The following is a 12,647-nucleotide window of genomic DNA, read 5'->3' on the forward strand; positions in this document are numbered from 1 at the left end:
CGGCGGCAGAACATCTACGTTCAGTAACCATTCTAGGCGGGAAGGGCCGGGCATAGTCGTCCCGGAGGCGTGAAATCACTCACACGCCCGCGATTCCGGCAGTCATAAATGGATGGGTTGACCGATACGCCGGGTTCTGTCATCCGTTGTCGTTGCCAACAATGGAGTAGCGGCCATCCATCTACGGACGCCGTTGCCGACGCCCTCCAGCGGCCTACCCGGACACTCGGGCGAGCAGCCCTCGAACGTGTCCTGTCTGGCCTTGCTCCGGGTGGGGTTTACCTAGCCTCCCCGGTCACCCGGGGAGCTGGTGGTCTCTTACACCACCGTTTCACCCTTACCTGCTGCAACCGGTGCAATACCGGAAACGCAGGCGGTCTGTTCTCTGTGGCACTGGCCTGCGGGTTACCCCGAGTGGGCGTTACCCACCACCCTGCTCTGCGGAGCCCGGACGTTCCTCGAGCCACTTTCGTGACGCGCGACCGCCTGGTCAACCCATCCGCCCTACAGTCTACCGGCGTCCGGGCGGCCCAAGTCACCGGTAATATCGACTGGTGCTGATTCTGCTGCCGCCTTCAGAAGGCAAGACCCCCGCCGCCAAAGGCCCCGCCATTGACTGGGAGTCGTTGAGCTTTCCGGAACTTAACCCGTACCGGGCCAAGGTCCTTGAAGCGCTGGGAACCGTGAGCGCGCACGAGGACGCACTCGCGTTGCTGGGCGTCGGCGCCTCCCTGCGGGACGACGTCGAACGTAATACCCGCCTCCATGCCGAACCGGCAGCCCCTGCGCACCAGGTGTACTCCGGCGTGCTGTACGACGCCTTGGGCTTCAAAACCATGACGCCGGCCCAGCGGCGCAAGGCGACCGAATCCATCCTGGTGGTCTCGGCGCTCTGGGGCGCCATCGGCTTCGGCGACCACGTGCCGGCCTACCGCCTGTCCATGGGAACCGCACTGCCCGACGTCGGACGCCTTGCCTCCTACTGGAAGCCGCAGCTTAACGCCGCACTGGCCAAACGCTCGGAAGGAGAGCTGCTGATCGATTGCCGCTCGAGCACCTACGCCGCGGCGTGGGCTCCCCCCGCGGAGCAGACGGTAAACGTCAATGTTTTCAACGAGGCCAATGGCAAGCGGACGGTGGTGAGCCACTTCGCAAAGCACACCCGGGGTGAGCTGGCGCGGCACTTGCTGACGAGGCGCGGCAAGGCACCGGCAACTCCCCAACAACTCCTGAAGGCAGCAAGCGAGCACTGGACCACCGAACTCGTCGAGGGCACTGCCCGCAAGCCGCATGCGCTGAACATTATCCTGACGAGCTAGGCCCGCGGAATCCGCAGCAGGGTCAGTTCCACTCCGCCGATCGAACCAGGATGACGCCGGAGTCCGGGCAGAATACGATGTCGTCTTCGGCAGCGGCTTTGACCTCGGCGAGGTCGCCTGGGCTGAGCATCATCCCCGAGCCTTCGGACTTGCCGTGGAACAGGCGGGCAGCACCGACGCCCCGCTTGGCGATGGTCTTCTCGTAGACTGCGAGCATCCCCGTATCCAAGGCTTCGGCGAAGGCTGCCCGCTGTCCGCGGACCACCGTTTCCTCAGCAGCGATCTCCGCGATAGCTTCATCCAGCTCCGCACGGATACTTCCAAAAGAGCCCTGGATGTCATCGGCGATGGCCTGCTGGGCAGCTTGGCGTTCACGCAGGGTGTCCAGGCGCTCCAGGATCTCCAGTTCAACGTCTTCGAGGTCTGAACGGCGCTTGGACAACGAGGCAATGTCGTTCTGCAGCGCCACCAGGTCCTTGGACAGGCCGGTCCCGCTGTTGAGCCTGGTTTCGTCGCGCTCGATGCGGGAGGCAACCTGTTCGACGTCGGCTTCCGCCCTGCGGAGTTCGGCCTCGGCGTCGTGGACGGCTACTTTGGCAGCCCCCAGTTCACCGTTGGCTACTGCGAGGGCATCGGTCAGGTCAGTAATGCGGGGATCGTTTTCCAGCACTTTCCGGCGGCCGGCCAGCGATTTGAGCTTGGCATCCAGTCCCTGCAGTTCAAGCAATTTCATTTGTTCTGCCGGTGCTGCTTTTGCCACGCTTACCTCCGCTTGTCGCCGCCGGCCCTGGAGATCAGGTCCGGATCTTTCCTAGACTCTAGTCGCCGCCGGGAGTCAGTATGAAGTCCCACGGGTCGCTGTTGGTACTGCTGACGCGGATATCGACGTCGTAGCCTTGGTCCGCGAGGACGTTGCCCAGCGCTTCGGCCGCCGCGGGAAGCCACAGCCATTCGCTGGCGAAGTGGGAAACGTCAATCAAGTAGGGACGACCGTTGGTGGCCCCTTCCCTGGCTTCCGATGCCGGGTGATGGCGCATATCCGCTGTGACGTAGACATCTGCTTGGTTGGCCCGGACGGCGTCGAACAGGCTGTCGCCGGCGCCGCCGCAGACCGCGACGCGCCGCACAAGTCCGTCCTTGTCACCGGCCACCCGCACGCCGCCGGCAACAGCCGGGAGCATTTCAAAGACCCGTGCCGCGAAGTCACCCAGGGTTTCGAGGTCCGGAAGATCACCCACCCTGCCAATTCCTTCTTCAGGCAGGCCGTTGGATGCAGGGGTCAGTGGCGTGACGTTTTCCAGCCCAAAGGCATCTGCGAGGACATCAGAGACCCCACCGACGGCGGAGTCGCCGTTCGTGTGGACAGTCAGCAGGCCGGCGCCCGCCTCGATCAAACGATGCACCGCTAGTCCCTTGGCCGACGTTGCCGCCACCGAATTCACGCCTTTGAGCAGCAAGGGGTGGTGGGTGATGAGAAGTTCAGCGCCCCATTCGATGGCCTCGTCAATGACTGCCAGGGTGGGGTCCACTGCAAAAAGTATCTTGGTCACCGGAACCGTGGGACGCCCGACCACCAGGCCTACTTCGTCCCAGTCCTCGGCAAGGGACTCGGGCCAGAGCTCTTCCACAGCCAACAACACCTGGCCGAGGCTGGGTTCGGCGCTGGCTCCCTCTGTTTCGTCGTGTTCTGTTTCGTCCTCTTCGACGGAATCCGCATCAGAAATGCCAGTGTTTACTGCTTCCATGTTCCTATTCTTCACTACCGTTCCGGATCAGGCAGTCCTTGCCGCCGGGTATCTGCCGGGAGCCGTAATTCTCCCGTAAGGTGAAACGGGAATCATCAGGACATCCCAACCATTGAAGAGAACATGAAAACTTTCGTACTTGGCGGCGGCTGCTTCTGGTGCCTCGACGCCGTTTACCAGAAGACCCGCGGCGTGAGCTCGGTGGTCTCCGGTTACACCGGGGGCCACGTCCGCAATCCCGACTACTACGAGGTATGCTCCGGAACCACCGGCCACGCAGAGGTAGTAGCAGTGACCTTCGATGAGACTGTGGTTCCGGAAGAAGTCATCCTGGACATGTTCTTCGCCCTCCACGACCCCACTACGTTGAACCGCCAGGGCTACGACGTTGGGACCCAGTACAGGTCCTCGATGTTCTACACCACCACGGAAGAGAAAGTGCTGTTCGAGGAGGCCATCGAACGCGCCCAAGCGCTCTGGTCCGATCCAATTGTGACTGAGGTGGTCCCCCTGCCGGACTTCTACGAGGCCGAGGAAGTTCACCAGAATTACTATGCGAAGTTCCCTTACCAGGGGTATTGCCAGGTGATCATTAATCCCAAGCTGGCCAAGGCGAGGAAATATTACTCTGCATGGCTTACTGCTTAGCAAGGTTTCGATCCCGCTGGTTAGGCTGACCTCAGCATTCCCTCTTCAGAGATAGGCGTAAATTTTCATGGCAAGGATCTACGACGACGTCACCCAGCTGGTCGGCCGCACTCCGCTGGTTCGGTTGAACCGGTTGACCGAGGGCCTGGACGCCCAGGTTGCGGTCAAGCTCGAGTTCTACAACCCGGCCAACAGCGTCAAGGACCGCATCGGCGTGGCCATCGTTGACGCTGCGGAAAAGTCCGGTGCTTTGAAGCCCGGCGGAACGATCGTTGAGGGCACCTCCGGCAACACCGGTATCGCACTCGCCCTGGTCGGCGCTGCCCGCGGTTACAAGGTCATCTTGACCATGCCTGAAACGATGTCCACCGAGCGTCGCGTCATGCTGCGCGCCTACGGTGCCGAGATCGTCCTCACCCCCGGCTCCGAGGGCATGCGCGGCGCTGTCGAGAAGGCCCAGGAAATCGTCGCCACCACGGAAAACGCCATCTGGGCACAGCAGTTCGCCAACGAGGCAAACCCGGCAATCCACCGTGCCACCACGGCTGAGGAAGTCTGGGAAGACACCGACGGCGAAGTGGACATCTTCGTTGCAGGCGTCGGCACCGGCGGCACCGTCACCGGCGTCGGCCAGGTCCTCAAGGAACGCAAGCCCGGCGTGCAGATTGTTGCTGTCGAACCTAAAGACTCGGCCATCCTCAACGGCGGAGCCCCCGGCCCCCACAAGATCCAGGGAATCGGCGCCAACTTTGTCCCCGAAATCCTGGACACCAACGTCTACGACGAGGTCCTGGATGCCACGCTCGAAGATTCCGTCCGCGTCGCCCGTGACCTCGGTGCCCGCGAAGGTATCCTCGGTGGCATTTCTTCCGGTGCCATCGTGTGGGGCGCCCTGGAACTGGCCAAGCGTCCGGAGAACGCCGGCAAGCTGATCGTTGCTGTCGTCTGTGACTTTGGAGAGCGCTACATCTCCACCGTGCTGTTCGATGACATCCGCAGCTAACACAACGCCTGCATTCCTTCATTTCCTGTAGAAAGGTCTTTGTGAGCTTCTTCGCAAGACTTAAGGAAGACCTCGACGCCGCCCGGTCCCACGACCCGGCGGCGCGAGGCTCTTTCGAGAACTTTTTCGCTTACTCGGGCTTGCATGCCATTTGGGCGCACCGTGTCACCCATAAGCTCTGGCAGAACCCGGCACTAAGGTTTCCTGCGCGCCTGATTTCGCAACTCGCCAGGTTCCTGACCGGCATCGAAATCCACCCCGGCGCCACGATTGGCCGCAGGTTCTTCATCGACCACGGGATGGGCGTTGTCATCGGTGAGACGTCCGAGATCGGCGACGACGTGATGATCTATCACGGTGTTACCCTCGGGGGCCGTTCATTGGCCAAGGTCAAGCGCCACCCCACCATTGGTGACCGCGTCACGATCGGTGCCGGCGCAAAGGTTCTCGGCCCCATCACCATCGGAGCGGACAGCGCAGTCGGGGCAAATGCAGTTGTGGTCAAAGACGCTCCCCCGGAGTCAATCATCACGGGCATCCCTGCGACGTGGCGGCACCGCGACGCACGGTCAGAGACCAAACCCGCCGTGGATCCGGCAGAGTACTACATCGAATACCGGATCTAGCCGGCCAACCTCTTGTAGAAGTTCAGGAAGACGGCGTCAAACACGCGGTCCGGCAGAATCCTTCTCATGGCCAGAACGCCCCAGGCGCCCCTACCCACCGGGTAGCGGGTACCAGGGCGTTTCGCCGTTGCAGCACGAACTATGGTCTTGGCCACCACCGGCGCCGGGGTGGAGAGGACATGCCCTTGGCCGGACGTTGATGCCAGGGCTGCCGCCACAATGTGCGCCTGATCGGCATACGGACCGTCGCCCGAAGTGGCCAGCAAGCCCTCGCCCGCTATGGTGCCCCATTCGGTATTGGTCCCCGAAGGTTCAATTATTACAACGTCGATGCCGTGCGGTTTCAGTTCCAGGCGCAGCGAGTCGCTGATGCCCTCCACTGCGAACTTGGTGCCGTGATACCAGGCGCCTAGGGGCTCGTAGATCTTCCCTCCGATGGACGTGACGTTGATGATCCGGCCTGTCCGGGCACTCCGCATCCCGGGGATCACCAATTGGGTCATCCTCGCAAGCCCCATGACATTGACGTCGAACTGCCGCCGTCCCTCGGCCAAAGGGACTTCCTCAAGTGAGCCGTAGGATCCATAGCCGGCATTGTTGACCAGGACATCGACGTGCCCATGGGCAGCTTCCACCTCGGCTACCGCCAGGGTCATTGACTCCTCTGAAGTCACATCCAGCGACACCACGAAAATGCCGTGTTCCTTGAGCGGCTCCATCAACTCAACCCTGCGCGCCCCTGCGTAGACGGTGAAGCCCGCGGCATTCAGGGCCAAGGCTGTTTCGAAGCCGATTCCTGTGGAAGCTCCCGTGACCAGCGCGACGCGGGGTGCCATGGCACCATTCCTTTGCTGGCGGCCTCGACTCCTAACGGGAACTCCGTACGGCAAAGGCCGGCCCCTCCCAGCCTAATGGGGAGGAACCGGCCTTTGCAGTTGGTGGTGCTAGTGGGTGTCGACTGCCGAGATTTCGGACTTGTCTTCGCCCCAGAGGGTGTGGAAGGTGCCTTCGGTGTCCACTCGACCGTAGGTGTGTGCGCCGAAGAGGTCGCGCTGGCCCTGGATCAAGGCAGCGGCAACGCGCTTGCGGCGGAGGCCGTCGTAGTACGCCAGCGACGAGGAGAAGACCGGAACCGGAATACCGAGCTGCACGGCAGTAGCGACAACGCGGCGCCAGGCCGGGAGAGCGTCCGCGATGGCCTTGGTGAAGGCCGGAGCGAACAGCAGGTTGGCGGGCTTCTCGTCAGCAGCGTAGGCCTTGGTGATGTCCTTGAGCAGTTCGGCACGGATGATGCAGCCTGCGCGCCACAAGGAAGCGATCTCGTCCAGCTTGAGGTCCCAGCCGTACTCCTTGGCAGCGGAGGTCAGCATGTCCAGGCCCTGGGCGTAGGAGACCAGCTTGGAGGCGTACAGGGCCTGACGGACATCCTCAACGAACGTTTCCGGGATCTCGACGGAAGCTTCCTCGCCGGCCAGCAGTTCCTGGCCGAGCTTGCGCTGCTCGGTCTGGGAGGACAGTGCGCGGGCGAAGACAGACTCCGCGATGCCCGAGACAGGCGATCCGAGTTCGAGGGCGGAGATGACGGTCCAGCGTCCGGTACCCTTCTGGCCGGCTGCGTCTACGACGACGTCCACGAAGGGCTTGCCCGTCTTGGCGTCCACGTGGCCGAGGACCTCAGCGGAGATCTCGATGAGGAAGGAGGACAGCTCGCCCTTGTTCCACTCAGCGAAGATCTTGGACTGCTCGGCAGGCTCGATGCCCGCACCGGAGCGGAGGAGGTCGAAGGCCTCGCCGATGACCTGCATGTCGGCGTATTCAATGCCGTTGTGGACCATCTTGACGAAGTGGCCGGCGCCGTCGGTGCCGATCCATGCGCAGCAGGGCTCGCCGTCGACTTTGGCGGAAATCTTCTCCAGCAACGGGCCGAGGGCGTCGTAGGACTCGCGGGAGCCGCCGGGCATGATGGACGGGCCGTTCAGTGCGCCCTCTTCCCCACCGGAGACACCGACGCCTACGAAGTGAAGGTCCTTCTTGGCCAGCGCGGCTTCGCGGCGGCGGGTGTCCTCGTAGTGCGAGTTTCCGGCGTCGATGATGATGTCGCCGGCTTCAAGAAGCGGTTCCAGCTGCTCGATCACGTTGTCGACCGGGGCACCTGCCTTGACCATGATGAGGACGCGGCGCGGCTTTTCGAGGGAGTCGACGAGTTCCTGCAGCGTTTCCGTGCGGATGAAGTCGCCTTCCGAGCCGTGCTTTTCCAGCAGGGCGTCGGTCTTTTCCACGGAGCGGTTGTGGAGAGCCACGGTGAAGCCGTTGCGTGCGAGGTTGCGGGCCAGGTTGGCGCCCATCACCGCAAGGCCGGTGACACCGATGTGTGCTGACATCAAAACTCCAATTCGTTCGTGTACAAACAGTCCCAACGTACCCTCAGGGGACACGCAGGAAGCGATTTCAAAACCAGGGGCTGAAATAAACCATACGTATTAAAACCTTGGGCGGGAAAGCGGCGCCCACGTTGTGGAAGCTGCCGCGTCATAAACAGTCTATGATGTCCGCGCCCCGACACGGCGGCCCGGACAGCTCCGGGGCACCACTGCCCGCACCTGGACCTTCCCGCGCCATTATGCTTACCTCTATGTCAACGAGCCTTCACCACCGCGCCATTGAGCATTTGGGAACCCGGATTGTGGGTGGCGCCCTTCCCTCGGGCCACGTGATGTTGGCTGAGCACCTGGAAGATGAACTCAACGTCTCACGGTCCGTGGTGCGTGAAGCCGTGCGTGTCCTCCAATCACTCGGGCTCGTGGAAACCATCAAGCGGGTTGGCATCCGGGTCCTGCCCGCGCATCGCTGGAATCCGTTTGATCCTTTGGTCATTCGCTGGCGGTTGGCCGGCGACGGCCGTGGCGCGCAGTTGCGGTCGTTGGCCGAGTTGCGTTCCGCCGTCGAGCCCGTAGCTGCCGAGCTTGCCGCAGGCAATGCGCCCGAGAGCCTCCGGCAAGAGCTGGTGGGTATCTCGCTGGCGATGAAACAGGCCGGCGACGCCGGGGACATGGCAACGTTCCTTGACCTCGATATCCGCTTCCACGCCCTGGTGCTGTCCGGTTCGGGCAACGAAATGTTCGCCAACCTGATCGGACAGGTCACCGAAACCCTCACGGGCCGGACCGTTCATGGCCTGATGCCGGAGCATCCACAAAAGGAAGCGCTCCAGTGGCACATGGACGTGGCTCATGCGATTGATGACGGTGATGGCACCTTGGCCCGCGAGGCAGCGGCCAAGATCATGCGGCAGACGATCGCGGAGCTGGCACCCAGTTGGGACGACCAGCCCCGCGTCTTCGTCCCTGTTGCACAGAAACCGGCTACTCCCGGAAGCTAAGCAACACCTTGCCGGACCCGGCGGAGTTCCTGGCAACCTCGAACGCCTCCAGGCCGTGGGCGAGGTCGAATTCATGCGTCACCACGGGATCCACGTACAGGGAGCCGTCGGCCAGTGCCGCGATGACATCGTCGATCTCGTCATTGAAACGGAACGAGCCCAGCAACTCCAGCTCCCGCGTGATGGCCAGGGAGATGAACACCGGCTGCGGTCCGGACGGCAGCAACCCCACCATCACCACCTTGCCACCGCGCGTGGCACCCTTGATGGCCGAGGCAAGGCCGTAGTGGCTGCCTGAGGATTCAATGACGACGTCGGCGTCCACCGCTGCGATGGCCTCGGCATCGTCTCCCTTGAGGACGTGGTGGGCACCAACGGAGCGGGCGATTTCCAATGGTTTGTCATGCATGTCGACGGCGACAATCCGGGCCGCGCCCGCGCGTTTCAGGACGGCGACCGAGAGGGCCCCGATGGGGCCGCTGCCGATGACCAGTGCGGTCTTCCCCTCGACATCACCCGCACGGGAAACCGCGTGCCAGGCAACGCTGGCCGGTTCCACCAGCGCAGCGGTTCGAAGATCCAGGTTCGCTGGCAGAGGGCGAAGCATCCTTGTGGGCAGGTTTGCGTAGCGGCTGAAGGCACCATCCGTATGGGGATAGCGTGCCGCACTGCCCAGGTAGGTGCATCCCGGTGAGAGGTTCGGGCGGTCCTGCGGGTACCTGGCGTCTCCGGGTGCCGGCGTCGCGGGATGGACCGCCACGGGCGTTCCTGCTGCCGGGCCGGTTCCGTCAGCCGCCTGCCGGACAACCACGCCAACGATTTCGTGGCCGAGCACCATGGGCTCTTTGAGGATGGATTCTCCGGCCGCCCCGTGCAACCAGTAGTGGAGGTCCGAACCGCAGATTCCGCCGTAGGCAATCTCCACGACGGACTCATCGGCTGAAGGCGGCGTCAGCGGAATGTCCTCGATACGCAAGTCACCTTTGCCGTGGGCGACCACTGCCGGACCCGAAGCAGGAAGATCGGTGCTCATCAGACCACCACCGTCATTCCGCCATCAACGAAGATCGTCTGGCCGTTCACGAAGTTCGAGGCCTGGGATGCGAGCCACACCGTCGGTCCGGCGAGGTCGGCTGTCGTACCCCACCTGTTCGCCGGAGTACGGCCAAGGATCCAGGAGTTGAAGTCCTGGTCATCCACCAGGTTCTGGGTCATTTCGGTGTGGATGTAGCCCGGCGCGATGCCGTTGATCTGCAGGCCGGAGGACGCCCACTCAGCTGTCATGGCACGGGTCAGGTTCCGCAACCCGCCCTTGGCCGCGACGTAGGGCGCGATGGTGGGACGGGCCAGGTCTGTCTGGACGGAGCAAATGTTGATGATCTTGCCCCGTCCGCGGGGAATCATGTGGCGGGCGGCCTCCCGACCCACCAGGAAGGCGCTGGTGAGGTCCGTCGTGATGACCCGCTCCCAGTCCTTGACGTCCAGGTCCAGCATGGGCACCCGGTGCTGGATGCCTGCGTTGTTCACCAGGATGTCCAACGGTCCAACGTTCTGCTCCACCCAGGCGACCCCTTCAGCGGCTGAATCGGCATCGGTGACGTCGAAGGCGCGGCTGTGGACCCTGCCCTCGGGGTACTGCGAAGACATGGCCTCACGCGCTGCCTCCAGGCGTTCGGTGTTGATGCCGTTAAGAACTACCGTCGCCCCCGCATCCGCGAGACCCCGGGCAAGGGCGTTGCCTATTCCCCTGCTCGAGCCGGTGACCAAGGCCACCCGGCCGGTCAGATCAAAAAGTGCGCTCATGGTGTGTCTGTCATTCCTTCTTTGGTTGCGCCGGTTCGGTTTGTAGTGGATTGCTCAGTGTCGGTGGCCTCAGTGGATTGTGGAGGTGGTAGCGTCCAGTGTGCCGCTCAGGTTGGCGATGGCCTGACGTACGACGGCGAGGTCCTGGTCCCCGAGGCCCTGGCGTTTGAGTTCTGCGTACAGGTCGATTGCCGCAGACGCCATGGGCACTGCGGAGCCGGCGGCGGCTGCACTGGCCAGGACGAAGCCGAGGTCCTTGTGCATGAACTTGGCCGGACCTGTGGGTGCATAATCCTTTGCAGCCAGGCGTGGACCTACGTTCTCGAGCACCCTGCTGCCCGCCAGTCCCCCGGAGAGCACCTCGAAGAGCGCCTCCACCTCCATTCCGGAGCGTTCGGCGAGTTCGGCCGCTTCGGCGAGTGCCGCCGTCGTGGTTCCGACGATCAACTGGTTGCACGCCTTGGCGAGGGACCCCGCACCCAGTGGGCCCATCCGCCTGACGGTGGTTCCCATGGTCCTGAAAAGTGGTTCAAGCTGGTCAAAGCAGTCAACGGATGCCCCCACCATGATGGCCAGCGTTCCGCTGCGCGCCCCTGTCGTTCCCCCACTGACGGGGGCGTCCACCACCACGGCGTTGCCGCCGCTTGCCTCCTGGACACTTTCGCCGAAGCGCTGGACTTCCGTGGGTGAAACGCTGCTCATGACGACGACGGCGGTACCCGGGCGGGGTGCGCGGCTCCGCCAGGACTCCAGCAAGTCCGTGGCCGCATCTTCGATGAACGGAAGGTCCGGCAGCATGAAAATGATGACATCTTCATCCCGCAACGCGGCGACAGAGGCAGCACGCTTGACGCCGGGAAGTGCGTCAAAGGCAGCGTCGGAGCGGTTCCAGGCGGTGACGTTCAATCCGGCGGCGGCAATGTTCGAGGCCATGGGAGCTCCCATCAGGCCCAAGCCCACGAAACCCACTCGTTGGGTGGTCATGGCTGGTAACACCTCACTTCGTTGTGGTCATCCAAGGAAATTCTGTTCAATATCCTAGCCGTCATTCAGTATGATGAACACTATGACGACTGATGAACTTACCATCGCCATCGCTGTACCGCTCGAAGCTGAGTACGTAGAGCAGATCCGCGCTGTGGACCCTTCCGTAACGGTTCTCTACGAACCCGAGCTCCTCCCCCCGGAGCGGTTCCCGGCGGACCACGCAGGTGATCCCGCCTTCACGAGGACGCCGGAGCAGGAAGAACGCTACTGGGCGATGCTGGACCGCGCCCAGATCCTGTACGGCTTTCCCAATGAAAGCCCAGCGGGACTGGCGCGTATCGCCAACAGCAACCCGCACCTGCAGTGGATCCACGCCATGGCAGCAGGGGCCGGCGGCGCCGTGAAGGCCTCTGGCCTGGACACCGAAACGCTGCGCAAATTCCAGGTCACCACCTCGGCCGGCGTCCACGCCCTGCCCCTGGCGGAAATCTCGGCGTTCGGAATCCTGAACGGCTTCAAGCGCAGCGCGGAGATGGCCAAGGACCAAGCCGCCAAGGTTTGGCCCGAGCTTCGTACGCCCACCAAGCTGGCCAACGGCTCCAAGGTAGTCATTGCCGGCCTCGGTGAAATCGGCATGGAAACTGCCCGCATTGCACGTGCCCTGGGCATGAGGGTCAGCGGCACCAAACGCAACGTAAGTGCCATTGAAGGAATCGAGGAAGTCACCAACAACGACGGCCTCGCAGCATTGGTGGCCGACGCCGACGCCGTGGTTAACACCCTTCCCGGAACGCCCTACACAGAAAAGTTGTTCAATAAGGACATCTTCTCTGCCATGAAGCCCGGAACGGTTTTCGTCAACGTGGGACGCGGAACGGTCGTGGACGAAGACGCCTTGCTCGAAGCACTCGACAACGGCCAGGTAGGGTACGCATGCCTTGACGTTTTTGCCGTCGAACCCCTGCCGCGGGAGAGTCCGCTGTGGAACCACCCCAAGGTCCTGGTCTCCCCGCATACTTCCGCGCTCAGTACGGCGGAGAACCGGCTGATCGCCGAACGCTTCTGCAGCAACCTGCGCATCTTCCTCGACGGCGGTGAACTCCCCCACCTGGTGGACCCGGTCCACTTCTACTAGGC

Annotated in this window: 13 protein-coding genes and 1 other RNA gene; 6 read left to right on the top strand and 8 right to left on the bottom strand. The window is 63.1% G+C overall.

The features are described 5' to 3' along the window. Window positions 1-109 precede the first annotated feature (109 nt). An RNA gene (gene rnpB / locus N5P29_RS12265) (RNase P RNA component class A) lies at window positions 110-498 on the bottom strand. Between the two features lie 56 nt (window positions 499-554). Between rnpB and N5P29_RS12270 the strand changes: the two genes are divergently transcribed. Further along, a complete protein-coding gene (locus N5P29_RS12270) occupies window positions 555-1,319 on the top strand; it encodes a YaaA family protein (protein ID WP_262275221.1) in 765 nt (254 codons plus the stop codon). A gap of 22 nt (window positions 1,320-1,341) precedes the next feature. Here the strand turns inward: N5P29_RS12270 and N5P29_RS12275 are convergent, their stop codons facing one another. Beyond that, window positions 1,342-2,079 carry a zinc ribbon domain-containing protein gene (locus N5P29_RS12275; RefSeq protein ID WP_262275222.1) on the bottom strand — a complete coding sequence of 246 codons (738 nt, stop codon included), beginning with the start codon at window positions 2,077-2,079 and terminating at the stop codon, window positions 1,342-1,344. A 58-nt stretch (window positions 2,080-2,137) separates the two neighbouring features. Then, complete coding sequence (locus tag N5P29_RS12280; RefSeq protein ID WP_262275223.1) at window positions 2,138-3,064, bottom strand: Nif3-like dinuclear metal center hexameric protein; 927 nt, start codon at window positions 3,062-3,064, stop codon at window positions 2,138-2,140. A gap of 123 nt (window positions 3,065-3,187) precedes the next feature. Here N5P29_RS12280 and msrA point away from each other — a divergent pair, with 123 nt between their 5' ends. The 3 genes from msrA (at window position 3,188) to epsC (ending at window position 5,341) form a co-directional block, all read left to right on the top strand. Beyond that, complete coding sequence (msrA, locus tag N5P29_RS12285) at window positions 3,188-3,712, top strand: peptide-methionine (S)-S-oxide reductase MsrA (RefSeq protein WP_018777861.1); 525 nt, start codon at window positions 3,188-3,190, stop codon at window positions 3,710-3,712. Between the two features lie 67 nt (window positions 3,713-3,779). Further along, window positions 3,780-4,715, top strand: coding sequence for a cysteine synthase A (gene cysK, locus N5P29_RS12290; protein ID WP_144659070.1), 936 nt, complete (start codon window positions 3,780-3,782; stop codon window positions 4,713-4,715). A 41-nt stretch (window positions 4,716-4,756) separates the two neighbouring features. Further along, entirely contained in the window at window positions 4,757-5,341 is a 585-nt protein-coding gene (gene epsC / locus N5P29_RS12295; protein ID WP_144659071.1) for a serine O-acetyltransferase EpsC, read from the top strand. Here the strand turns inward: epsC and N5P29_RS12300 are convergent. Together N5P29_RS12300 and gndA are read right to left on the bottom strand one after the other, a co-directional pair. Further along, complete coding sequence (locus tag N5P29_RS12300; RefSeq protein ID WP_262275224.1) at window positions 5,338-6,177, bottom strand: oxidoreductase; 840 nt, start codon at window positions 6,175-6,177, stop codon at window positions 5,338-5,340. The genes epsC and N5P29_RS12300 overlap by 4 nt on opposite strands. Window positions 6,178-6,285: 108 nt before the next feature. Further along, entirely contained in the window at window positions 6,286-7,722 is a 1,437-nt protein-coding gene (gene gndA, locus N5P29_RS12305) for an NADP-dependent phosphogluconate dehydrogenase (RefSeq protein ID WP_262275225.1), read from the bottom strand. 251 nt (window positions 7,723-7,973) lie between these two features. On the opposite strand from gndA, the gene N5P29_RS12310 reads away from it, so the two are divergent. Then, window positions 7,974-8,720 (top strand): FadR/GntR family transcriptional regulator, encoded by a 747-nt coding sequence (locus N5P29_RS12310; protein ID WP_262275226.1) that lies wholly within the window; start codon window positions 7,974-7,976, stop codon window positions 8,718-8,720. Here N5P29_RS12310 and N5P29_RS12315 read toward each other — a convergent pair. From N5P29_RS12315 to N5P29_RS12325, 3 genes are all read right to left on the bottom strand, one after another. Then, the gene (locus N5P29_RS12315) at window positions 8,704-9,753 is read right to left on the bottom strand and encodes an L-idonate 5-dehydrogenase (protein WP_262275227.1); all 1,050 of its coding nucleotides are present in this window, start codon (window positions 9,751-9,753) and stop codon (window positions 8,704-8,706) included. The genes N5P29_RS12310 and N5P29_RS12315 overlap by 17 nt on opposite strands. After that, on the bottom strand, window positions 9,753-10,523 hold the full coding sequence (locus N5P29_RS12320) for an SDR family oxidoreductase (RefSeq protein WP_262275228.1): 771 nt from the start codon (window positions 10,521-10,523) through the stop codon (window positions 9,753-9,755). The genes N5P29_RS12315 and N5P29_RS12320 overlap by 1 nt, the downstream gene beginning before the upstream one ends. Window positions 10,524-10,592: 69 nt before the next feature. Next, window positions 10,593-11,507: an NAD(P)-dependent oxidoreductase gene (locus tag N5P29_RS12325; protein ID WP_262275229.1), complete on the bottom strand. Its 915-nt coding sequence runs from the start codon at window positions 11,505-11,507 to the stop codon at window positions 10,593-10,595. A 70-nt stretch (window positions 11,508-11,577) separates the two neighbouring features. On the opposite strand from N5P29_RS12325, the gene N5P29_RS12330 reads away from it, so the two are divergent. Next, window positions 11,578-12,645 carry a D-2-hydroxyacid dehydrogenase gene (locus N5P29_RS12330; RefSeq protein WP_262275230.1) on the top strand — a complete coding sequence of 356 codons (1,068 nt, stop codon included), beginning with the start codon at window positions 11,578-11,580 and terminating at the stop codon, window positions 12,643-12,645. The last annotated feature ends 2 nt before the right edge of the window (window positions 12,646-12,647 follow it).

It is taken from the genome of Paenarthrobacter sp. JL.01a, from assembly GCF_025452095.1.
Taxonomy (GTDB): domain Bacteria; phylum Actinomycetota; class Actinomycetes; order Actinomycetales; family Micrococcaceae; genus Arthrobacter.